The organism is Clostridioides sp. LIBA-7602 (genome assembly GCF_056688945.1).
Genome location: NZ_CP196991.1, coordinates 2908717 through 2933947 on the forward strand (window position 1 = coordinate 2908717; position 25231 = coordinate 2933947).

At 28.4% G+C, this 25231-nt stretch carries 19 protein-coding genes and 1 other annotated feature; of the genes, 5 read left to right on the top strand and 14 right to left on the bottom strand.

Annotated elements, in window-relative coordinates:
• Positions 1 to 10: 10 nt before the first annotated feature.
• A complete protein-coding gene (locus ACTG45_RS13965; protein WP_479917210.1) occupies positions 11 to 1372 on the bottom strand; it encodes a M20 family metallopeptidase in 1362 nt (453 codons plus the stop codon).
• 172 nt (positions 1373 to 1544) lie between these two features.
• Between ACTG45_RS13965 and manA the strand changes: the two genes are divergently transcribed.
• The gene (gene manA / locus ACTG45_RS13970) at positions 1545 to 2489 is read left to right on the top strand and encodes a mannose-6-phosphate isomerase, class I (protein WP_479919205.1); all 945 of its coding nucleotides are present in this window, start codon (positions 1545 to 1547) and stop codon (positions 2487 to 2489) included.
• Positions 2490 to 2607: 118 nt separating this feature from the next.
• Here manA and ACTG45_RS13975 read toward each other — a convergent pair whose 3' ends face one another.
• From ACTG45_RS13975 to ACTG45_RS13995, 5 genes are all read right to left on the bottom strand, one after another.
• Positions 2608 to 5346 carry a PAS domain-containing sensor histidine kinase gene (locus ACTG45_RS13975; RefSeq protein ID WP_479919206.1) on the bottom strand — a complete coding sequence of 913 codons (2739 nt, stop codon included), beginning with the start codon at positions 5344 to 5346 and terminating at the stop codon, positions 2608 to 2610.
• Positions 5347 to 5451: 105 nt separating this feature from the next.
• Complete coding sequence (gene selB / locus ACTG45_RS13980) at positions 5452 to 7335, bottom strand: selenocysteine-specific translation elongation factor (RefSeq protein ID WP_479917212.1); 1884 nt, start codon at positions 7333 to 7335, stop codon at positions 5452 to 5454.
• 75 nt (positions 7336 to 7410) lie between these two features.
• A complete protein-coding gene (selA, locus tag ACTG45_RS13985; RefSeq protein ID WP_479920300.1) occupies positions 7411 to 8790 on the bottom strand; it encodes an L-seryl-tRNA(Sec) selenium transferase in 1380 nt (459 codons plus the stop codon).
• Positions 8791 to 8840: 50 nt separating this feature from the next.
• Positions 8841 to 9887: a selenide, water dikinase SelD gene (gene selD, locus ACTG45_RS13990; RefSeq protein ID WP_079747027.1), complete on the bottom strand. Its 1047-nt coding sequence runs from the start codon at positions 9885 to 9887 to the stop codon at positions 8841 to 8843.
• A 91-nt stretch (positions 9888 to 9978) separates the two neighbouring features.
• Entirely contained in the window at positions 9979 to 10671 is a 693-nt protein-coding gene (locus tag ACTG45_RS13995; protein WP_479919207.1) for a helix-hairpin-helix domain-containing protein, read from the bottom strand.
• 79 nt (positions 10672 to 10750) lie between these two features.
• On the opposite strand from ACTG45_RS13995, the gene ACTG45_RS14000 reads away from it, so the two are divergent.
• Positions 10751 to 12037, top strand: a complete 1287-nt coding sequence (locus ACTG45_RS14000) for a D-alanyl-D-alanine carboxypeptidase family protein (protein WP_479919208.1) — start codon at positions 10751 to 10753, stop codon at positions 12035 to 12037.
• Positions 12038 to 12171: 134 nt separating this feature from the next.
• On the opposite strand, the gene ACTG45_RS14005 is transcribed toward ACTG45_RS14000, so the two are convergent.
• From ACTG45_RS14005 to ACTG45_RS14015, 3 genes are all read right to left on the bottom strand, one after another.
• Positions 12172 to 12510: a DUF2325 domain-containing protein gene (locus ACTG45_RS14005; protein WP_021385441.1), complete on the bottom strand. Its 339-nt coding sequence runs from the start codon at positions 12508 to 12510 to the stop codon at positions 12172 to 12174.
• 250 nt (positions 12511 to 12760) lie between these two features.
• Positions 12761 to 14077 (bottom strand): argininosuccinate lyase, encoded by a 1317-nt coding sequence (gene argH / locus ACTG45_RS14010; protein WP_074178451.1) that lies wholly within the window; start codon positions 14075 to 14077, stop codon positions 12761 to 12763.
• 87 nt (positions 14078 to 14164) lie between these two features.
• Positions 14165 to 14375, bottom strand: a binding site (T-box leader).
• Between the two features lie 79 nt (positions 14376 to 14454).
• A complete protein-coding gene (locus tag ACTG45_RS14015) occupies positions 14455 to 15276 on the bottom strand; it encodes a Cof-type HAD-IIB family hydrolase (protein ID WP_021385490.1) in 822 nt (273 codons plus the stop codon).
• Positions 15277 to 15636: 360 nt separating this feature from the next.
• On the opposite strand from ACTG45_RS14015, the gene ACTG45_RS14020 reads away from it, so the two are divergent.
• Positions 15637 to 16740: a pyridoxal phosphate-dependent aminotransferase gene (locus tag ACTG45_RS14020; RefSeq protein WP_021385535.1), complete on the top strand. Its 1104-nt coding sequence runs from the start codon at positions 15637 to 15639 to the stop codon at positions 16738 to 16740.
• 51 nt (positions 16741 to 16791) lie between these two features.
• Here ACTG45_RS14020 and ACTG45_RS14025 read toward each other — a convergent pair whose 3' ends face one another.
• Together ACTG45_RS14025 and ACTG45_RS14030 are read right to left on the bottom strand one after the other, a co-directional pair.
• On the bottom strand, positions 16792 to 19431 hold the full coding sequence (locus ACTG45_RS14025; RefSeq protein ID WP_021385475.1) for a cation-translocating P-type ATPase: 2640 nt from the start codon (positions 19429 to 19431) through the stop codon (positions 16792 to 16794).
• A 326-nt stretch (positions 19432 to 19757) separates the two neighbouring features.
• Complete coding sequence (locus ACTG45_RS14030) at positions 19758 to 20405, bottom strand: M15 family metallopeptidase (protein WP_479919209.1); 648 nt, start codon at positions 20403 to 20405, stop codon at positions 19758 to 19760.
• A 278-nt stretch (positions 20406 to 20683) separates the two neighbouring features.
• Between ACTG45_RS14030 and ACTG45_RS14035 the strand changes: the two genes are divergently transcribed.
• Positions 20684 to 21574: a TetR/AcrR family transcriptional regulator gene (locus ACTG45_RS14035; protein WP_021385533.1), complete on the top strand. Its 891-nt coding sequence runs from the start codon at positions 20684 to 20686 to the stop codon at positions 21572 to 21574.
• A 3-nt stretch (positions 21575 to 21577) separates the two neighbouring features.
• Positions 21578 to 22978 (top strand): MDR family MFS transporter, encoded by a 1401-nt coding sequence (locus tag ACTG45_RS14040; RefSeq protein WP_021385492.1) that lies wholly within the window; start codon positions 21578 to 21580, stop codon positions 22976 to 22978.
• A 137-nt stretch (positions 22979 to 23115) separates the two neighbouring features.
• On the opposite strand, the gene ACTG45_RS14045 is transcribed toward ACTG45_RS14040, so the two are convergent.
• The 3 genes from ACTG45_RS14045 to ACTG45_RS14055 form a co-directional block, all read right to left on the bottom strand.
• Entirely contained in the window at positions 23116 to 23835 is a 720-nt protein-coding gene (locus ACTG45_RS14045; RefSeq protein WP_021385420.1) for a transglutaminase-like domain-containing protein, read from the bottom strand.
• 46 nt (positions 23836 to 23881) lie between these two features.
• Positions 23882 to 24640 carry a helix-turn-helix domain-containing protein gene (locus tag ACTG45_RS14050; protein ID WP_479919210.1) on the bottom strand — a complete coding sequence of 253 codons (759 nt, stop codon included), beginning with the start codon at positions 24638 to 24640 and terminating at the stop codon, positions 23882 to 23884.
• Positions 24641 to 24808: 168 nt separating this feature from the next.
• The gene (locus ACTG45_RS14055; protein WP_003416451.1) at positions 24809 to 25189 is read right to left on the bottom strand and encodes a RidA family protein; all 381 of its coding nucleotides are present in this window, start codon (positions 25187 to 25189) and stop codon (positions 24809 to 24811) included.
• Positions 25190 to 25231 lie beyond the last annotated feature (42 nt).

Here is a 25231-nt window from a genome sequence, read left to right on the forward strand (position 1 = left end):
CATTTTGTATTTATATATTGTTACATAATGCAACTATTGCCTCTGCATATATAGCTATTGCAGTTATAAATCTATCTAAGCTAGCAAATTCATTTGCACTATGGACATTTCCAAAACTACCATCAGGAAATTCACAACCAAATATTACTGAATTATTCATTTCAGAAGCATAACTTCCTGCACTAGTTACTCTAACATCATTTTTTAAATCTCTAGAATACTTTATATATATCTCATGCAAACTTTTTACAAGTTTTGAATTTCTATCTATATAATTGGCTTGCTTTAAATTTTCCCCAATAATCTCGAATTTATTAATATTATTCTTCTTCATATACAAATTAAATTTTTTTATTATATCTTCAAGCGTTAATACTTCTGGATATCTAACGCTTAGAACTAATTCTAGCCTTCCATCTATTATGTTTATTATTGTTGGAACAATTGATAAAATCCCACATTTGCCTTCAATGTCTAAACCAAATAATTTTCCATCTATATTATCTTGATTTATTAACTCATCCAAATCTTTTATCCAATCTTCATCAATATTTTCTGATAAAAGTTTAATTGTGGCTAGTATTGGATTGATTGCTTTTTCTGGTTTAGATGAATGTCCACCTTTGCCGTGTATAACATAATCTCCATTATTATAACTTATTGAAGTATTATTAAAATCACAGCATATATTATCTTTACCCAATTTGTTTGTATTTTTTATATATACTTTATCTGGTATTGTGTTAAACTCTATTCCACCACTTATGTATAAAGACTTATCCTCTATATCTGAAATTAACTTTATTATTGCCCCACCTTTTTCTCCGTTTAGTACAGGAAACTTAGCATCTGGAGTAAATCCACATACACCATAGGGTTCTTTGCTATAATAGTGCTTTATACATCTAAATCCACTTTCCTCATTTCCGCCAGCAATTAATCTAACCTTTCGTTTTAAATCAATATTTAAATCTTTTATCATTTTTAGTGCTAAAAAATTCGCTATCATAGGACCTTTATTGTCAGATACTCCTCTAGCAACCAATTTATCTCCTATAATATTTAGTTTAAATGGTTCACTATCCCATCCTTCCCCTGGATTTACAACATCACAGTGCCCAAATATATCTACAAACTCTTTTCCATCTCCATATTCAATTTGAACAGCATGATTATCTATATTTTTGACCTTGAAATTGTTTTCTCTACCTAGGTTTTCAAACCAATTTAACGCATCATAGACTCCTTTTCCAAAAGGCATATCTTTAGATACAGTTTTGTTATCATAAAATGATGGTATGCTAACCCATTCTTCCAACAGTTTTAAAAATTCCATTTCATACTTTTTACTTTCTTCTTTAAATAATTCCATAATTATCACTCCAATTTAGAACTTTATATTATATATCATAGTTTATCTTATTTGATAACTCCTTATACTTTATGTCATTTCAAGGGACAAAACTTTTTTACTATTGATTTTATAATCTATTTATATATAATTATTTGTAGGATAAATTTAATATCATAGGAGGAACAAGATTATGGAACCATTATTTTTAAAACCTATTTTTATGGATAGAATATGGGGTGGTACTGCACTTAAAGATAAATTTAATTATGAAATAAATTCGCCAACAACTGGTGAATGTTGGGCTATAAGTTCTCATAAAAATGGAGATTGCTTAATAGAAAATGGAGCATATAAAGGTAAAAGTCTATCTAAATTGTGGGACAAAAATAGAGAATTATTTGGAAATACACCTGGAGATAAATTTCCTTTGCTTACAAAAATATTAGATGCAAATGATAATTTATCAGTTCAAGTTCATCCAAATGATGAATATGCAAAGAAAAACGAAAATGGAGAGTTGGGTAAGACAGAATGTTGGTATGTAATAGATTGTTCTGATGATGCAGAAATTATCATAGGTCATAATGCAAAATCTCATAAAGAGTTTGTAGATATGATAAATAACAATGAATGGGACAAACTGCTTAGAAAGGTTAATATAAAAAAAGGAGACTTTTTCTACGTTCCTAGTGGTACTATACATGCCATATGTAGAGGAACATTAATTTTAGAAACTCAACAAAATTCAGACACTACTTATAGAGTTTATGATTATGATAGAACTGACAATTCAGGCAACAAACGTGAACTTCATGTTCAAAAATCCATAGATGTTACGAATGTTCCTCATATAAATCTTGATACTGATTATAAAACTGTATCAACATCAGACTTTAAATGCACAACATTTGTATCAAATGAATTTTTTAGTGTTTATAAATTAGATATCTTTGGAAAATGTAATTTTACACATAATACACCTTTTTCCTTATATAGTGTGTTGGAGGGAAATGGAAAACTAATACACCATTCTGTAGAATATAATTTAAAAAAGGGTATGCATTTCATATTACCAAATAACTTTGGAGATTTTAGCTTTGAAGGTAATTTGGAGATTATATGCTCCCATATCTAGATATAAAATATAACTAAAAATAGGCTATCATAATAACTTACTTTATGATAGCCTATTCTTTATAAAATACTTACTAAAACACATAGTATTTTGATTTAGGATTTGTTTATAAGAGTCTTTAATAATATATATCAGAAAATTCTATTTTTATTTTTTCTTGAATATTATATATTCTCTTATCTTCTGTATAATGTTCACTATTAAAACTCTTCATTGGAAGTGAAATTAAGAACTCTGTCCCTTTGTTCACTTCACTTATTACTTCTATATCTCCACCATGAAGACTTACTAGGTTCTTAACTATAGCAAGGCCTATTCCACTTCCTTCAGTATTTCTAGATAATGTCTTATCAACTTGTGAAAATTCTTCAAAAATCAATTCTAGTTTATCTTGAGGTATTCCAACTCCAGTATCTTTTACACTTATCATTACTTTATCTATTTTATAATAAATATTTACGTATATCCATCCTCCATTGTCAGTAAACTTAATACAATTTGACAATAGATTCAATATGATTCTCTCAATTTCAACCTTGTCTATATAGACATTAATTTCTTCAAGCTCTGTATCAAATAGAATTTTTATATCTTTCCTACTTGTATACTCTTCTATATTCATAAATAAATCTTCTATTACAGATACAATATTGTATTTTGCAAGTTTTAGTGTATAGAATCCAGACTCCATCTTTGTTAAATCTATAATATTATTTATTAGTCTTTGAAGTCTATAAGAGCTTTGTCTCACTAAATCTACATGAGACTTAATATTATTGTTGTAGTCTTTTATCTTTTCACTTCTATAGAAAGAGTCTACTAATTGATTTGAACTTGATATAACATTTAGTGGAGTTTTTAACTCATGAGACATATTTGCGAAAAACTCAGTTTTTATTTTATCTGTTTTAAATCTTTCAAGCAATTCTTTTTCTGCTTGTTCAGAATATTTTTTATGTGCTAAGTCTTTTATAATAAGCATTATGTATCTAGTATTATATATAGCAAAAGGTAATGCACTTAATTCTACTTCTACTATATCATCATAACTATTTATCAACTCATACTCTAGTAAAAATACACTTCTATTTTCATTTAAAACCTTAGCCATATTATCAGTAAATTTCATTTTTTCTTCAGTATTTGCATTCATTAATAACTTAATGTTAGAGTCTTTTATATCATCTATATTTGTAAAAGATAGCATATCTAAAAATGACTTATTTGCATAATTTATACTTAAATTATCTTTTAGTAGACATATCCCATCAGGTAATATATCTATAAATCTTGAATAAGATGATTGACTTTCTTCAAGTTTTATTTGAGATATTTTTCGAGAAGTTGTATCACGTATTACAATAATGGTTTTATCTGTTCCAGCATTAGTATACTGTGAAAAACTCATTTCAACATACTTTACTTCCCCATTTATTAAGTATCTTTTTTCTATGCTCTCTTCACTTTTGCATATTGGAGAGAAATCAATACTTTCTAAGTTACTTTTAAAAATTTCCCTACATGCATTATTCACATATATTTTATTGCTACCTTCAAGTACTACTATCCCGTCACCAACACTTTCTAAAAAATCTCTGCTTCTCTTATTTGCTTCAATAAGCTTATGTTCATATTCCTTTTTCTTAGTCTTATCTTTTAATACACATAATACACCTTCTATTTGAGAAGCAATAATTAAAGGAGCAAATATGGCTTGATAAACCTTGTTATCGCTTGTATTAATAAACTTTTCCACGTTCTTTTCATTATCAAATACAGAATGAATACTTTCTATTAAATCGTGGAAATTTTTTATTTTATCACCTAATTTATCCTGTTCTTTATAATCTCCAAAAATATTTCTAAAACTCTTGTTTGCATATGTAATTTCTCCATCTTTACTAAACACAACTATACTATTTACTGCAACATCTAAAGTAGATTGTAGTCTAGATTCTCTTCTTATAAGTATTTCTTTAAGTTCTTCTATCTTTTCTGTTTCATAGATTAATTTTTTGTTCTTTTCTTTTAGGCTTTCTGTTTTTATTGTTAATTCTTCATTTGTGTCATGTAATTCTAATGCTGTTTTCTTAATATTCTTAGACACTATGTAATTATATAAATAATATAAGGCTACATTTATTATTATCTGCGATAATATCCCCTCTACATGTCTATTAGCAATCATTATATGCAATAAATTTGGAACCCTTGATAAAATTATTATTATTATTATTCTATTAAAAAATTTTTTTTCATTATATTCCCATTTACTTTCATTTGAACTTGAATTTAATTCAATTCCACTTACAATGGAAGTAATTATCATAAACACAGATGTTACAATGCCTAAAGAATAATGTAATCTATCTTTTCCTAGAGATTCAACTATTCCAGATATTATGAATAAAGATGCTACTGTTAAAGCCACACTTGTTATGAATAAAATTACACTTGAATTAATTTGTTTATTATCCTTAACAAATTTAAAACTTAAGTATACACCAAGTATAGGAAATAAATCGGTTATTGCTGATATTGTAATATTAGTACCAATTATAGACTCTGTTCTAATTCCTAAGCAATTAAATAAATATATACATTCTAATGCTCCAGTAGCGGTAAAAATTAATCCTAAAAATGTAGAAAATGAATCTACTTTAAATTTTGTAGTATTAAATATAACCATTCCTGTGGCTATTAAAAATATGGCATATATTGCATGTAACAAAGTTTCATATTTATCTGTATCTTTTATAATAAAGAATAAAAGTACTGAGCCCATTATTATAAATAAAAGGCTCATATTTTCTCTTTCTTTTATATCTGGATTTACATCAGGTATTATATTCTTCAATACTTTACACTTCCTCTTAATTAATATTTTATACTAATTAATTTATACGATACTCGACATTATAATTCCTTCTTTATACCTCAAAGCAAAAACAGACATTTTCCGCTAAAACAAAATTCTTTTGTTTTCTACCCTCTTAGTTATCTTGTTTCTATCGAAGTTTTCCAATATAATCATGCAATTTTTTCTACTAGAATCAATCAAATCTCTGTATTCTCCTAGTGTTATCTCTTTATTTTCTTTTATATAATTTATCAAAGTATTTTTTGCATTTTCATAAATGTCTTTGTCCATTACATACAAATCATCTAATTTCTCTACCTTATTACCTATCATTGACTCTAATACTTCAGCATAGTTATTATTTCCTTCAGAAACTTCATCTATTGTCAATATAGAAGAAACTCCACATGATTTTAATCTTTTTTCTATCTTCTTTGCGATTTCTTTTTGCTTGTCATTTAAAACAACCTCAAAATCAAATAGAGATACTATATTATTTTCTATTTTTATGATATTTTCTGTAGATAATCTTTCTAATAAAATATCCATTTCTCTAGTCTTAAAATTACTTTCTATTTTAGACCTTACTTCTTCTTTTAAGATTCCTTTTCTCAATCTATATTTCTTATGGTATTCATTTAAAAGATTTACTATATTTTCTTTTAATTTGTTATATTGATTTATATGCATATACATATTGCCTATAATAAATACTTTACTTTCCGATATAAGTGTTTCAAGAGCTTTTTTTACCTGCTCTTCATGGGCACCACTATAACTCATTATTTCTTTTATATTTGGATAATTTTTTAGATTCCTCTTTAAGTATTCTTCTATTATATCTTTAAGTTCGCCTTTTTCTTTTATTTTTAATGCTTCTATAACCTTTTCATCAAATCTCTTATGTTTTTTAGGAGATGGGTCGATTATTACACCTCCACCAATAGTTTCCATTGGAGAATAGCGTCTAACTACGAAGGTATCACCTTTTTTGGATACTATACTTTCTTCAAGTCTTAACTGAACATATCCACTCTCTCCACTTTCAATTAATTCTTTATCTAGTGGAACTGCTCTACAAAGTATTTCTCTAGTACCATGATACAATCTTAATCTATCCCAATGTTTTAACCCTTTGTCCAAATGGTTTACCAATGATAATTTTACATCTAACATCATTGATTCTTCTAATGAATTTGGTGCAGCCAAAACATCTCCTCTTTTTATATCTTCCACTTTTACATTTGATATATTGATTGCTGTTCTTTGCCCTGCATAAGCTGTATCTTTATTTTCTCCATGAACCTGTATACTTCTTATCTTTGTTTTTAACACTTGTGGATATATAATCAAATCATCTTCTATACTTATCTTTCCTTCTATTAAAGTTCCTGTTATTACAGTACCAAATCCTTTTATTGAAAATACTCTGTCTATATTAAGTCTCGATGGAGAATTTTCGTTTTTATCTTCTATATCATCACTCATTTTATCTATTTTTTCAATAAGGGTATCTATACCTTTTTTAGATACAGAATCAACTTCAATTATTTCTGCGTTTTCAAGAAAAGTTCCTTTTATTTTTTCACAAATATCTTCTTTTACCAATTCTCTAAATTCTTCGTCTACAGTATCAGACTTAGTTAGAACCACTATTCCATTTTTTATATTTAAAAAGCTTAAAATATCTAAATGCTCAACTGTTTGTGGCATAACTCCTTCGTCTGCTGCTACAACAAGTAATACTATGTCAAGACCTGATGCTCCAGCTAGCATATTTTTTATAAACTTCTCATGTCCTGGTACGTCTACAATACCTGCTCTTTTATTATTTGGTAAATCAAAATAAGTAAATCCTAGATTTATTGAAATACCTCTCTTTTTTTCTTCATCTAATGTATCAGTTTCTCTTCCTGTCAATGCTTTTATAAGAGTTGTTTTTCCATGGTCAATATGACCTGCCGTTCCAATTACTACATTTTTCATTTTTTGCCCCCTATCCAAACTTCAATACTTCTACTTCTCAAATTAAATTCAATATCAATATTATCTAAAATTTATTTAATTAAATGCTTTTCTTAATTCTTCAACAATCACATCAAACTCATCATCAAATATAGTTCTTACATCTAGTACATATTTATTATCATATACTCTAGCGATTATATGTGCTTCACTAAGTCTTAACTTCTTTTCTAAAGATGACACATTTATATGCTCAGGAGTTATTGTTACTACCTTTGTACTTATAGTTTCAAGAGGCATTGACCCTCCTCCTACTTGTGAAAATCCATCTTCTATATTTATACTAGCATTTAAATTTAAAGCAGTTATTTTTTCAAATAGCTTATCTGCTTTTACTTCTAATTCTTCCATCTTATATGTTAACATTTTTAAAGTAGGTATATTTTCTATTGCCTTTGTCTCATCTAAATACATTCTCAAGGTTGCTTCAAGAGCACATATTGTAAGTTTATCAACTCTAAGAGCTCTAGTAAGCTGATTTTTCTTCATTTTTTCTATATACTCTTTTTTACCAACTATAATACCTGCTTGTGGACCTCCAAGCATCTTATCACCACTAAAAGTTACTACATCTGCACCTTGTCGTATAGAATCTAATACAGTTGGTTCATAAGATAATCCATATTTTGATAAGTCTATAAATACTCCACTTCCTAGGTCTTCTATTACAGGCAGTTTATACTTTTTGCCTAAATTAACTAGTTCTTCTATAGAAACACTCTCTGTAAATCCCATAATTCTATAGTTACTTGTATGAACTTTCATTAATACGTTTGTATCCTCTGTAATAGCCTCTTTATAATCTTTTAAATGAGTTTTATTAGTTGAACCAATTTCAACAAGCTCTGCACCACTAAGAGCCATTATACTTGGAATTCTAAACGAACCACCTACCTCAACTAGCTCTCCACGAGATACAATTGCTTCTCCACCTTTAGCCATTGTGCTAAGTACAAGAAGTACTGCTGCGGCATTATTATTTACAACTAGTACATCTTCTGCACCAGTAAGTCTTTTTATTGTACTAGTTAAATGAGAATATCTTGAACCTCTTTCTCCATTATCCAAATCGTATTCTAAGTTTGAGTACCTTGAGGCAGCACACCATAATTCATCTTTTATATCTTCACTCAGTAAAGACCTACCTAAATTTGTATGAATAACTGTACCAGTTGCATTTATAACTTTTTTTAATGATAGTGAGTAATTTAATTTAACCCTGTCTATCGCAGATTCTATTATTTCATCAAATTCTATTGTTACAGAATTTGATGCATCTTCTTTTAATCTTAATATAAACTGTCTTTTAGAATCTATTATTTCTCTAACAGATTCTAAAACTAAGCTTCTAGGATATTTATTTATTATTTCTACAATTCTATTATCACTTAATACTTCATCCACTGAAGGCAACATTGCAAACAATTCTCTTTTGCTCAAAACAATCACTCTTTCTCTATAATATTTTATAAAACGGTAATATATTTTTCCCCTTTTGGAACTACAGACCCTATAATCTTTGCTTCTATTGCTCCATTTAATTTCATATCTCTCACAAGTTCTTCTGCAAGTTCTTCTTTTACAGAAATTAATAGCCCACCTGATGTTTGTGGGTCGTATAAAATATCTTGAACTGCTACTTCCACATCTCCTACAATTTCTACATCTTTAGATACATAATGCATGTTTTTGTACATACCCGCAGGTATAATTCCCATTTGTGCCATTTCTATTGCACTTTCAATGATTGGTACATTATTTGATTCAATTTCAATACTTACTTCAGAGGCTTTAGCCATTTCTAAAGTATGACCAAGTAAACCAAATCCAGTTATATCTGTAACTGAATTTACATCAAATTTATCAAAACTCATCGCTGCATATTTATTTAAATGTATCATTATTTCTATTACTTTATCTGCTATGTATTGTTCTACCATACCTTCTTTCATAGCAGTATTTAACACACCTACTCCAATTGGTTTTGTTATAATTAACTTATCACCAGGCTTTGCAGTGGCATTTGACAAAACTTTATTTGGATTTACAATCCCAGAAACCGAAAGACCATACTTAGGCTCCTTGTCATCTACAGTATGTCCTCCAACTAAAAGTGCTCCACTTTCTTTTACTTTATCAAATCCACCCTTTAATATTTCTGCAAGCACATTCATATCATGGCATGATGGAAAACAAACAATATTCATTGCAACCAAAGGTTTGCCTCCCATAGCATATACATCTGATAGAGAATTTGATGCAGCAATCTGTCCAAATACATATGGGTCGTCTACCATTGGTGTAAAGAAGTCTAATGTCTGAATAAGTGCCATATCATCATTTAATTTATAAACAGCAGCATCATCTGCTGTATCTAATCCTACTAATAGGTTTTCTATATTATCATTTTTAGGTAATTGAGATAAAACTGATGCCAGAACCTCTGGCCCTATTTTAGCGGCTCAACCACCTGCTGTTGTCATCTCTGTAAGTTTTTTTTGTTCTTTTTTCATAAAAGTGCCTCCTTTACTAAATTTCCACATATACACACATATACATACATATTTATAATACCATATCTATAAGTAAGTTTTGTATTATATTTTAGTCTACACAAATTAAATCTTTTATATTTTCATATTTTTTATCTCCAATACCATTTACATTTTTTATATCTTCGATTGAACTAAATTGTCCATTGTCTTCTCTATGCTGTAAAATTTTATTAGCTGTAGCTTCTCCAACTCCAGGTAAAGAATCTAATTCTTCTATTGTAGCTACATTTATGTTTATCTTTGCTTCTTTAGATGTATTTTCATTATCTTTATTTTCAGATTCGCTTTTTTGATTTGATTTGTTAGAATCGTTATTGCTTGTTACAGATATCGTCTCACCTATTTTAGGTATTATGTAATGTTGCTCATCTTCTAGCTTTATGGATAAATTAACTCCATTTAAATCAGCCTCACTCGTTGTTCCTCCCAGTAATTCTACAGCATCATAAAGTCTCTTATCTGGTTCTATAGTTACAATTCCTGGTCTATTTACTGCCCCACTTATGTATATAGTAATTTTATTATTTTGAACACTTTTATCTATGTCTTTAACTACTTTATTGTGACTATTATCTTCATTTTTAATTGAGTCCTCTACATTACGATTTTTCTCACTAGGTGAATTTTTTTTACTTACAACATATACATCATCTTTAAAAATATTTGATTTATAAACGATTAGTGATGATAATATTAAAAAACAGAAAACAAAAAATGAAATAATTTTTACCTTTTTTTTCATATATTAACCACTCCTTTCTTTTAATTATTGACAAATATATGCTATACTAAAAGATGAATTTAAAATTTGGAGGTTCACAATGAAAAGAAATTTATCACTTTTATTAATCTGTTTATTGATATTCACTTCATTTTTAGGAAGTTCTAATATCTCTTTTGCAGATGATGAACCAGCTATAGTTGCTAAACATGCAGTTTTAATGGACTACGAAACTGGGAAAATATTATACAATAAAGATGGAGATTCCAAACTTTATCCAGCTTCAACAACTAAAGCATGGACAGCTTGCCTAGTTCTAAAAAAGGTTAAAGATTTAAATCAAGTAATAGAGATTAAAAATCTACCTCAAATAGATGGTTCTAGTATGTATCTAAAAGAAGGAGAATCTTTTACTGTAAAAGAGTTACTAAATGCTCTTTTAGTTCATTCTGCTAATGATGCCGCTTTTGTATTAGCCAGATATGTGGGTGGTGGAGATGTCCAAAAATTTGTTGACCTTATGAATTCTGAGGCAAAAAAAATTGGAGCTAATAATACTCACTTTAATAATCCTCATGGATTACCTGACCCTAATCATTACACTACAGCTCATGATATGGCTCTTATAGCCAGAGAAGCCATGCATAATGATATTTTTAGACAAATTGTAAAGACTAAATCACTTAAATTTGAGGCTACAAAAGCATACCCTTATGAAAGATATTTTGTAAACACTAATAAGTTTTTGACATCACATGCTAAGATTACATATAAAGGTCAACCTATAGATATAAAATATGATATAGTTGATGGTATAAAAACTGGATTTACTGATGCGGCTGGTAAATGTCTTTTATCTAGTGCTGTAAAAGATGAAAGAAGAGTTATCTCTGCTGTCTTTAACTCAACTAATGCTGATTTATATTTAGACTCACGAATCTTAATTGATTATGGATTTGATAATTTTAAGTGTGCCACTATTGTTGATAAGAAAAAATATGCTGATACTAAAAAAGTACTATTTACAAAACAGCATGAATTAGTTTATGAACCAAAAAATAGTTATAAGATATTTTTAGGAAAAAATGAATCTCAAAGTAACTATGATGTTAAAACAGAACTAAACAAAATTGATTTACCTATAAAAAAGGGAGCTAAGGTCGGTACTTTGAATATATATAATGGCGGTAAGCTAGAAAATAGTATAGACCTAGTTGCAAAAAATAATCTTGATAGTAGTATTCCATTTATAACTAGTAATGATACTTTAATGACTTTAGTTAAGATTGTTGCAGGAATTTTAATACTTTTAATTTTATTTATAATAGCTTCAAGTATCAAGAAGAAAAATAATAGAAAAAAATCCAAAAGAAATAAGAAAAAATAGTAATTATAAGAAAAAAATCAAATCTATTTCTTCTTATAAAATAGGTACTGTTATAGTAATATGTATTTAATTTATTGAGACAAGCTCTCAAGATTATTAAATATAAATACTATGCCAGTACCTTTAATTTATATTTATGTATTTTTCTGTTTTTGTTTATCATTAAGTTTACATTTTGAACAATTACCAAGACATTCATCGACCATATCTAGACATTCATTAAATGCTACCTTACTACTATTTTTATGTCTTACAATTAATATATCTTGTTTTTTAGCTTGAGACTCAACCGTTCTAGACATCTTATGTGAAACTGTTGATGTGAGTATAACAACTGCATCTGGTTTTCCTATAGAGTTATTTAATTTAGAAGACATAGTGGTATATACCTTTGTCTTATAACCTTTTTTCTTGGCCATAACCATATAATCTTTTTCCATTCTTTCATGGCCACCAATCACTAATAAGTTCATTAGATTTCCTCCCATTTATTTGATATTGATTTTCATTATTATTTATATTATATATAATAGTATCTAGAAATAAATTTGTCAATACTTATTGATATTAATTATCATTTTAATAATAAAATTTTTTACTTATATTTATTTCCAATATTACTCTTTTTAAACTTACTACTTTTACATATAATAAATTTTTATACAAAAAAGCTGTAGATTTGAATGTATCACCCAAATTTACAGCTTTTTGAAATTTAATGTATTATTTTAAATTCTTTTTTATTCCTTTATTTAATATACTCTCATAGTCGATAAAATCATAAATATCTTCCTTAAATGCATCTGAAAACTTATGTAATTCTTCTAATGTTAAATCTTCTATTGCCTTTTTATTGTCTTCACAATATATAACGATACTTCCTACTATTCCATGAGCATCTCTAAAAGCAACATTATTTTTAACCAAGTAATCAGCAACTTCTGTTGCATTTAAAAATCCATTCTTTACTGCTTGTTTCATTTTATCTTCATTTACCTTTAATGTAGCTATCATTCTATCCATTATCTGTATGCACATTTCAATAGTATGTACACTATCGAAAAAGCCTTCCTTATCTTCTTGCATATCTTTATTATATGCTAATGGTATACCCTTCATTACTGTAAAAAGACCAAACAGATTTCCATATACTCTTCCAGTCTTTCCTCTTATAAGTTCTGCTCCATCAGGATTTTTCTTTTGAGGCATTATACTACTTCCTGTAGTATATAAATCATCTATCTCAACAAATCCAAATTCTTGAGAACTCCAAAGTATCAATTCTTCACTTAATCTACTTAAGTGCATCATAATAATCGAAAAATCACTCATTAACTCTAATAAATAATCTCTATCACTTACTCCATCCATAAAATTATCTACTACTTTTTTAAATCCTAATTGTTCACAAGTTATATTTCTATCTATATCGTGTGTAGTTCCTGCCAAAGCTCCACAACCTAAAGGTGATTCATCTAATATTTCTATAGCATTTTTTATTCTTTTCTCATCTCTATCAAACATACTATAATACGCCATCAAGTGATGTTTAAATGTTACTACTTGTGCTCTTTGAAGATGAGTATAACCTGGCATCATCACTGGATTTTTATCAGCAACATCTTTTATAGTTGCTTTAAACTCAGATATTAAATCCACCAAATCATTTGCCTTTTCTTTAGCATACAATCTCATGTCAACTGCAACTTGGTCATTTCTGCTACGTGCTGTATGAAGTTTCTTACCAACATCGCCAATTCTTTGAATTAAATTTATCTCAGTAAAGCTATGTATATCTTCATATTCTCCATCTAATGCTAACTTTCCATTTTCTATATCTTCAAATATCCCTTTTAAGCCTTCTGTTATAGTCTTTCCTTCTTCCTCTGTTAAAAGACCACATTTTACCTGCATATGGACATGTGCTATACTTCCTTCAATATCTTTTTTGTACAGTACACAGTCATAACCAAAAGATTTATTAAATTCTTCCATAAGTTGATTTTCGGCTTTTCTAAAGCGTCCACCCCATAATTTCATACCTTTCACCTCATATTTTAAATTTTTTTATTTTAATTATAATATTTACATCTAAGTTAAAATTAAAAAATCTCTTGGTCAAAAAGACCAAGAGACGAAATATTCCGTGTTACCACTCTAGTTGATAAACAAAGTTTACCCACTCTATTCTCTTAAGGCGAGATTACCTACTACCATACTAAATTTCAAGTAGTATTCTCCAAAGCTCTTTTCAATATAAAGTGTTATCATTAGGCTCACACCATTCCTAACTCGCTGAGATTTTCTTTATATCTACTCTCTTCTTCACTGAATCTAAGTTTTTTATGTTTTATCTATTTGTATTATAATTACTATCAATAAAATAGTCAACCTCTTTTTTCCTGTATATGCCTTTTTTAAGAGCTAAGTGATTTTTTTAACTCTAAGAATTTATAGATTGCCTTTGCAACTCCACTATCTTGATTGGTATCTGTAACATAATCAGCTTCTTGTTTAATTAATTCTTCTGCATTTCCCATAGCTATTCCAAGACCAGCAAATTTTATCATCTCTATATCATTATAATTATCTCCAAATGCAATTATATCTTCCCTATCTATATTCATCTTTTCAGCTAAAAACTTAACTGCATTGCCTTTATCAACACCTTCATTCATAACTTCAATATTGTTTGGCCATGAAGAAGTTATCTTTATACCTTGAACCTTTATCAATTCTTTTCTTATCTCATCTAAAATAGAAGGATTTTTTTCTTCTATGATTACAAATTTTAGTATATCATTTTTTAAAATTTCATCTCTTAAATCGTCTTTTACAATTACTTCTGTCTCATTACCTAAAAATATACTTAACTTGTCCTCACGTCCCTCTATTTTTCTTGAAAGCATAGAATCTATACTATTACACTGATAGTAAATATCGTATTTGTCCAATACATCTAAGATATTTAAACATGTTGCTGTGTCAATTTTATTTGAATATATTATATTTCCATTTTGCTCTCTTATCAATGAACCATTACAAGCTATTATTGGCATATCTTCTTTAAGAAAATCTACATTGCATTTAGCTGAATCGAAGGCTCTTCCTGTTGCTAAAGTTACATTAATACCGCACTCTATAACTTCTTGTAGTGCAGTTTTATTTTCATCTGTAACTTTATGATTATTTCCTAATAAAGTTCCATCCATATCTGTTACAATTAATTTATATCCCATAATCCAACTCCATAACTTTTTATTGTATACCTCTATTTCCTTAATATAATCTAAAGAATTACCCTTATTAGATTATATCATAACTTTATACTTAAACTATTTCAATTTACAAAATTAATAACATCCATTTAACTCATTTTAAGAGCAAAATAAATCGTTTCTTGTAGTATTTTTCTGAATATTTTCAATTTATAGTCTTATAATGCTAGAAATTTTACAATATATGATATATAATCATATTAAATAAAGTGAGCTATTATAATATTTATATTCGTTTTTTACTATTATATATTTTCATAATATTTTAAATCTAGCGACTTTTATAACATTTACTATTGACTAAATAAGGAGTGATAAACTATGAAATTAAAAATTAACAAAGCTATTGAAATGCAGTTGAAAAAAAGTTATGCAATAGAATCTGGGCATTCAGAAAATGTATTTGAGATAGACTGTGGTGAAGGAATAAATACAGTATCTTACTCAGATAAAGCTGTAGAAGCTTTTAATGCTCTAGAATTTGATATGATAAGAGGATACCCTCATTCAATTGCCTTAAAGGACAATATAGTTGATTATTGGAAAGACTTCATAACATTAGACATTGATAGAATTTGTTTGGCAGATGGCTCTATACATGTTATTTACCTTTTAAATAGACTATTTGTTGAAAAAGGAGATAAGGTTTTAGGATATTCACCTCAATTCTCAGAATATGAGACAGACATAAAAATGCATGGAGCTATTTATGATTATGTTCTTTTAAAGAAAGAGGATAATTTCAAATTTAATGAAAAAGAATTTATTGAAAAAATAAATCCAGAATACAAAGTAATTTACATAGACAATCCAAACAATCCTACAGGACAAATTATACCTTTATCATCAATTGAAAACATAGTAAAAGAAGCATCTAAATATAATATCGCAGTTATGGTAGATGAAGCTTATGGTGAATACATGCCAAAAGAAAATTCAGCTGTAAAACTTCTAAATAATTACGATAATGTAATTGTCTTAAAAACATTTTCAAAAGGTTTTGGTCTAGCAGGACTAAGAGCAGGATATGCAGTTCTTCCAAAAGAACTTGTTGACCCTATTAAAAAGATTTCTACTCCTTACGAAGTATCTGAAATATCTCGTAGTATTGCAGCCAATTTATTAGATGATGTTCAATTTATAGAAGAATTAAAGGAAAAAACACAAGCTATAAAAAATCAGTTATTAATTCCATGGAAAAACCTTAATATAGCTGAAACTAATGATACTGTATCAATAATGACAGTTGAACATAAAAACAAAGATGTAGATTTACAACAAGAATTTGCAAAGTTAAAAATAAGAGTTATATCTGGTAGTGACTTCACTGGGCTTGATAAAAATTTTATAAGATTTAGAATGCCTGAAGAAAAAGAACTTCCTGAAGTTATAAAAGCATTCCAAATAATTGATAATATAGAGTAAATTATATAAGGGGCATATTGTTAAAACCAATATGCCCCTTTGATTTTTTAATTATTTTACTGTATTTCTATTAATTAACTTGTTAAGCTCCATTAATATTGATGAAAGTAATGCTAAACCTAAACAAATTCCTAATTGATATAGTCCAAATACTGTTGGTATAGAGAATATACCTCTTAACACTGGTATTAGTGTTAAAGAGTAAAGCCCAAAGCAAATTAAAACTGCTCCTATAACATATTTATTACTGAAAAAACCTAGCTTTATTACTGTTTGATTATTAGAACGTGCAGGTAATGTCTGCATTATTCTAGCTAATATCAATGTTGAGAATGCCATAGCTACTCCAAGTTCTGGAGACACTTGTAATCCTATATATTGTGCAATTATTGTAACTATACCTATTATACACCCTCTTATAGCTACTGCCTTCAATGTTCCTCCTGCTAGTATACTTTCATCTGGATGTCTAGGAGGTTTATTCATTATGTTTTTTTCTGACTTTTCAAATCCCAATGCAATTGCTGGTAAAGAGTCATTTACTAAGTTTATAAATAAAAGTTGTAAAGCTGTAAATGGATTTGACCAACCTGCAAATACTGCAAACAATATAGCCACTATAGCTCCTAAGTTTCCTGCAAACAAATAAGTAATTGCTTTTATTATATTGCTGTATACTGTTCTACCAACTTCAACAGCATTTACTATACTTGCAAAGTTATCATCAACTAGTACCATGGCAGATGCATCTTTTGCCACATCAGTACCACTTCCCATACCTATTCCTATATCTGCTTGTTTCAATGCTGGTGCATCATTTACACCATCACCAGTCATAGCAGTTATATTATTTTTATGTTGCCATGCTTTTACTATACGAATTTTATTTTCTGGTGAAACTCTAGCATATACACTTATACTTTCTAGTTTTTTATATAATTCTTCTTCACTTAAAGCATCAAGTTCTTTTCCAGTAAGGGCTAAGTCTCCCTCTTCCATTATACCAATTTCTTTTGCAATTGCCGCTGCTGTTGTTTTATGGTCACCAGTTATCATAACAGTTTTTATACCAGCACTCTTTGCTTCTCTTACAGCATCCATTACTTCTTCTCTTGGTGGGTCTATCATTGCCATTATTCCAACTAAAGTCATATCATGTTCGTCGTCAATTGAAGGTGTAAAACCTTCTTCTGGAACATCTTTTATTGCAAATGCCAATACTCTAAGTGCCCTATTTGAAAATTCTTCATTTTTATGCTTATATTCTTCTATTATCTCATCTGTTATATCTACTTTTGAACCATTTTTTAAAGCGTATTTACATCTGCTAAATACAATATCTGGAGCTCCTTTTGTAAACATTATATAGTCTCCATATATGCTATTTACAGTAGACATAAGCTTTCTATCTGAGTCAAAGGGTATTTCATTGATTCTAATATATTTACTTCTTAATTTATCATAATCTAAATCATTTTTACTTGAATAATTTATTAATGCTACTTCTGTTGGGTCACCAACTTCTTTACCATCACTAGTTATATGAGAATCATTACATAACGTAGAAACCATAGTCAATAATTTAGCATGATAAGAATAGTTTACTTTTTCCTTATTTAACTCATCATTGTTAGTTCCATACATATAATAATCAACAACTGTCATTTTATTTTGTGTAAGAGTACCTGTTTTATCAGTACATATAACACTTGTTGAACCTAAAGTTTCTACTGCTGGTAATTTTCTTATTATAGCTTGTTTTTTCGCCATACTGTTTGTTCCAACAGCCAATACTATCGTTACTATTGATGACAAAGCTTCTGGTATAGCTGCCACTGCCACTGCTACAGAGAACATGAATGAATCGAGAATGATTTGTGTCATTTCTCCATTTCCAGCCATAAAGTAATTTCTTGCTACTTGAATTATAAATATTAAAAGAGCAAGTATTACAATACCTACACCAAGTTTTTTACTAAAATCCTCTATCTTTTGTTGTAATGGAGTAAGTTTATTTTCAGCACTTTCTAAAAGTCCTGCTATTTTACCCATCTCAGTATCCATACCTATTCCAGTTACTACAAAAGAACCTCTACCATAAACAACCACGGCACCACTAAATACCATATTCTTCTGGTCACCTAAACTTACATCTTCACTTATTTTTTCTGTATGCTTTAAAACTGGCTCTGATTCTCCAGTTAACATACCTTCTACAACCTTCAGAGATTGTGCTTCTATAAGTCTTCCATCTGCTGGTATGTAATCGCCAGCTTCTAAGAATACAATATCTCCAACTACTAAATTTTTTGCTGGAATTGTCATTTTTTTATTGTCTCTTATTACCTTTGCGTTTGGTGCAGATAAATTTTTCAAACTTTCTAATGAACTTTCTGCTTTCTTTGTTTGTACGACACCTAAAACAGAGTTTATAATAATAACTGCAAAAATTATTATAGACTCAACAGTTTCACCTAAAAATATTTGTACTAAAGCAGCTATTAATAGAATTATTACTAAAGGGTCTTTAAAACTCTCTAAGAAAAGCTTATACGTAGGAACTTTATCTGCTTCTTTTAATTCATTAGCTCCATTTTTTTCTAATAGCTCTTCTGCTCTTTCTTTACTCAAACCAGATAAGCTTGAGTCTAAATTTTTAATTACTTCTTGATAAGTACTTTTGTAAGACATTTGTTGCCCTCCTCTTTAATAAATTTATTTTATGTTTGGGGGCTCTTATGTATACTTGAAATTTAAATTTTTTTTAAATAAAAATTCCTTGAATAAAAAAAGACCCCAAAACAAACATACCTAATGCTTATTTTGAAGGTCTTGCTATCAAGGAATTCCTTGCTAATTAACCGAGTATTTCTACTGTCTTGACGATTAATTACCACTTTCGTGTAAGCTACTCCCCTTCGAGTAGTTATCTTAAATTGTATTTACATTATATCATCTTACATGATTGATAGTCCAGTTTATTTTTTTGTTTTAACCTAAATTTAACAAATTATAACTTAGTCTATATGTAAATATTCTTCTAAAGTCAAGTTATTCATTGCAAAGTTTTTGCTATGTTCAGTCCCAACATATCTATAATGCCAAGATTCATACATATATCCAGTTATATTCTCTTTACCTTTTGGATATCTAAGTATAAAACCATACTTATATGCATTTTCATACAACCACTTAGCTTCTTTTGTATTATTAAACTTCTGATTTGCCCAACTAGATTGGTCATTTCCTCCAATATCAAAAGCAAGTCCAGTTTGATGTTCACTTTCTCCAGGTTTAGCTGAAAATCTATTTGCCTCTTTCTCTCCATGTTCTTTTACATACGATTTAAATAATTTATCTTGATATTCATAACTTCTATATGTACTAAAAGCTTTTAAATTTAAGCCTGACTTTTGAGCGTCTTTATTCATTTTATAAAAAGCATCTTTTGCTTCATTATTCTCTTGTGGAGAATAATCCTTCGGTAAGCTATATTTCTTATTTGCTACTATAATATTATTTATTGCTAATACATTTACGCCTCTCCTGTATTTACTTAATTCAGATGTCATAATTTTCTTTCCTGCGCTAGAACTATCAATAAACATTCCTACAAAAACTATACATAGAGCAAAAATTATGGCTAGACAAGTTTTCTTTTTCATATACTACACCTCCATAATTAGTATTTGATACAGAAAAATTTCAAGACATTTTCTTTCTTAGTATAATCATACCACTAATTTATTGCAATATAGTTAAAGTATTCTTACGAAATTCTTAATTTCTTCTCTATATGACTAAAAACAACAACAAATTTCTCAAAATTCTCAGGTTAATGGTACATATATTGATTTTTTTTCCAAATAGTGTATAATATATCTATAGAAACTCATAAGTACTCTTTAGTACTTTATGTTTTTATATGAAAGGAGATAGTAAAGTGACGGATAAGCAAAGACTTATTATAACTATTGCACAAAGAATTTTTGACCAAAAAGGTTTTCAAAATACTTCGATACTGGATATTGTCAAAGAATGTAAAATGTCTAAAGCTACTTTTTATAAACATTTTGAAACTAAAGAAATTTTTATCTGTGAAATAATCAATTATTATGATGAAAAATTCTTAGAAATTATACATTCCATCAATGAAAACAATGATATTCCATCATCTGAGAAGTTAAGAAGAAAGATAATCGCTGTATGGGAAAATATTTTTTCTAGAACTACTATAAATACCTATATAAGAGAAAATTTTTCTGAAGCTCAACGTAATACTACAAGTAAATTACAAAAAAAATCTCGAGCTAACTTATTGAATGAATACAAACTCAGTTTATTCGATAACTATGGGGATAAAATAGAAAACAATATATTCGATTTAGTTTTCTTATTAGATGCACTAATTCATCAGTTTACGTATATTATTCACATACAAAAGAGAGAAGTGAATGTATACTTTATTGCTGAATTCACTATACAAATTTTAGATTTAGTAGTAGAAAATATTAATAATCTGAATCCTTTAATTGAAAAATCAATGTTTTTATATGAACAAGAAGATGAAGCCTACTTTTCCATTCATAATAAATCGCTATTTTTTAAAACGATACAAGATATAGAGGAACTAATAAAAACGGATACTTCACTCCTTGAAAACCCCAAGTTACTAGAAGCAACACAAAAATTATATATCGAGGAAAAAAATCAACAATATGATTCTTTAATTATGGATGCAATGATTACATATTTAGAAAAAGAAGACATTTTGAGACCAAAGGTACTTTTATTGAACAGTATTAAAAATCAATTAAAAAAGGAGACGTTATAAATCATGGAAACCCAAAGTAATAACAAAAAAGGAAATTTAATAATAGCAATCGTAATGACTGGTGCTTTTATAAGCTCCCTTAGCCAAACATTATTATCAACTGCATTACCTAATATAATGTCAGATTTTAAAATTACTGCTGATGTTGGTCAGTGGCTAACAACAATTTATCTACTTATTGCAGGTATTATTGTACCCACAACAGCTTACTTAATAAATAGGTTTAGTACTAGAAAATTGTTTATTACATCAATGACTATATTTTCTCTAGGATGTGTCATTGCACTTTTTTCTAATAATTTTTCAACTATGTTAGTTGCTCGTGTATTACAAGCAGTAGGTTCTGGTTCTTTAATGCCACTATTACAAGTTATTATACTTTATTTATGCCCTGTAGAAAAACGTGGTGCAGCTATGGGTTTAGTCGGTATTACAGTAGGATTTGCTCCAGCTATAGGCCCAACTTTATCTGGGTGGTTGGTAGATTCATTTGGTTGGCATAGTTTATTTTTACTTCTCTCACCCATTGCTATATTAGACGTTATACTTTCATTTATTCTATTAAAAAATGTTGGAGAAGCTCAAAAACTAAAATTAGATATACCTTCAATAATACTATCTTCTCTAGGGTTTGGTGGTTTGTTGATTGGATTTACTAATCAAGGTAATTATGGATGGACTAATATTGCCACATATTTACCAATAATTATAGGATTTATATCATTAATCTTATTTACATTACGCCAATTAAAATCTAAAGAACCATTTTTGGAATTGAGAGTTTTTAAAAACAAACCATTTTTAATTTCTACAATATTGATTATGATTGTATACGCTTCAATGATGTCTGCTACATTAATGATTCCTCTATATATCCAATCTGTAAGAGGTTTTTCTGCATTAGTTTCAGGTTCTTTAATGATGCCAGGTGCTATACTGATGGTTGTATTAAATCCAGTTGCAGGTCGTCATTTAGATAAATACGGACCTCAAGCTTTATCAATATTGGGAACTGGCTGTTTATTTTTAGGAACTTTGTCTTTCGCTTTTTTAGGTAAAGATACATCTTTAATTCATGTATCATTGATGTATTGTATACGTATGATTGGTATTTCACTAGTTCTAATGCCATTAACTACATGGGGACTTAAATCCCTAGATAGAGAGCTTATTTCTCATGCTACAGCAATAAATAGTACTCTTAGACAAATATCTGGTGCTATAGGTTCTGCTGTACTTATTACTATAATGACATCTGCCACTAAAAAAGCTCATATGAGTTCAGCTATTCTGTCTAACATACATGGAATGGATGTTGCATTTTCAACAGCTGCAACTCTTGCATTTATTGGTTTAGTTATTTCTATATGTTTTATAAAAGAACGTCAAATTATTAGAGGTTAACAAAAAGAAATTAATAAAAAAGGAGTTGTCATATGAACAATTTAAGTTTGCTCTATGACAACTCCTTTTTACCTATTTTAATCAGCACATTTTTAATTATGCTATATTTTCCTATATAGTCCCTATACATCAAACACTCAGTTATTTTTACCAAAATAATTGTTTCTAATCTTACATACATTTTTTGTCATTATTTTTCTAATAAGATGCACATATATGAAGTTTTTTAATTTTGATAGATGTTGTGAATGAGTAGAGAAAAATACATCTGGTGAAGAAAAAACACCATAATCATATGCTATAGCTTCTTTTTGAATAAAAGTATCTTTACCATCCCAATCAATAGATGTGTTTTTCAAATCATTTGTGGCTATTGCATACTTTTTGAATATTCCATTCTGATTAATAAATTTCTTCTGAATTGCTTCTAAATATTTTTTATCAGTTATTACTCCCTCTAAAGCAATCCATTTATCTTGATAAAATACCTCTACCCAAGTATGAAGAATATATTTTGGTGCTAATAGTGAAATCAATTTAGATGTAGCACCTCGTTGAAAGTCTTTTGTTACATTAAAAGCATGAAGCCTACAAGGTATATTCACTGAACGTAATAATGCCATTAAAAGAGTAGCTTTTGTATTACATTGTCCCATACCTTCATTTAGTACCTGTGTTGCCTTCAACATATCAGAAGCATTATAGCCAAATAAAATATCATTTTGGACAAACTCATAAATAGATTTTATTTTATGAAAATCATCTAAATCTAACCACTTCTTAAGTGATACCAAAACCTTAAGTTGTGGGTCATTATAGTTTAGCATCTTTGTTTCTTCTAAATATTCTTTATTCATAAAAAATCCCCTTTCTTAGTACAACTTCATTATATAACGAGAATATTTAATATACTTTCAAAAACTCGCTATCTTTTAAAGATAAAGAAACGGGCATTCCCATCATACGCTTAACTGTTCCTGCAAAGTGTGATGGAGTATCGAATCCAGCAATCATAGAAGCTTCAGTAACACTTTTTCCAGAAAGCAACTCTCTGAAAGCACACTCCATTTGATGAAGTAAAATATAGCTTTTTAAAGGTATCCCAATTTGTTCTTTAAAAAGGTGTGATAATCTACTTGATGATAGTCCCACTTTATCTGCAAAATTTGATATCGTATGATTATAACAATTACAAGTATGTAATAAATGAAGCAACTCGGTAATTCTATCATCATAGTATTTAATAGTTGCAGGTAAACTCAAATAGCTGTTAAGCATTTTCATAAACTTTAAATATTGTTCTTCACTGGATTGATATATCAAAAAAGTTCCTTGTTGACGTAATTCATCTAATCCATCTTTTTCACATATCCAATATCCAAAATCATTCATTTTTGAGGTAAGCTGTTCTGCAAATATAGATGTAGGTTCAATAAGAGCAGAATAATAAACTTTTTTTCTTGCTGAAAATGAGTGAGAGATATTTTTATCTACTACGATACAATTACATTTAACTAGTTTTTCATTGACTATTATTTCAATACTGTCTTCCATTCCTATAAATAGTTGTAACATCCAATGGCTATGTTTATCTGCCTCTAAATGATTTGTAATCATACTAATTCTATCTTCTTGCCAGAAAATTTTATTTATAATGTTCATTGTATCACTCCATTCTTCTAAAAATATCACTCTTTATTTTAATAGATTGTCCTATATTTGTGAATACACTTTGATAAAAGGCCTGCAAAAAAGGCATGAATCCTTAGGATAAAAATACCCAAGAATTCATGCCTAATCTAATAGTTACATGTTCCAAATTATATATTCTTATAATACAGCTATTACTTCTATTTCAACTTTAACGTCTTTTGGTAATCTAGCAACTTCTACACAAGCTCTTGCTGGTTTATTTTCTCCAAAATATTCAGCATAAACTTCGTTTATAGCTCCAAATTCATTCATATCTTTTATAAATACTGTAGTTTTTACTACATTTGAAAAATCAGCTCCACTTTCAGCTAATATAGCTTTAAGATTTTTTAAAGATTGAGCAGTTTGAGCTTGTACATCTCCTTCAACTACTTCCATAGTCTCTGGTACAAGAGGAACTTGTCCAGATACAAATAATAAGTTTCCAGCTTTTATAGCTTGAGAGTATGGTCCTAAAGCTGCTGGTGCATCATTAGTATGTATTACTTCATGTTTCATTTTAAAATCCTCCTAATTCGTTAATCTAATACACATAAAATG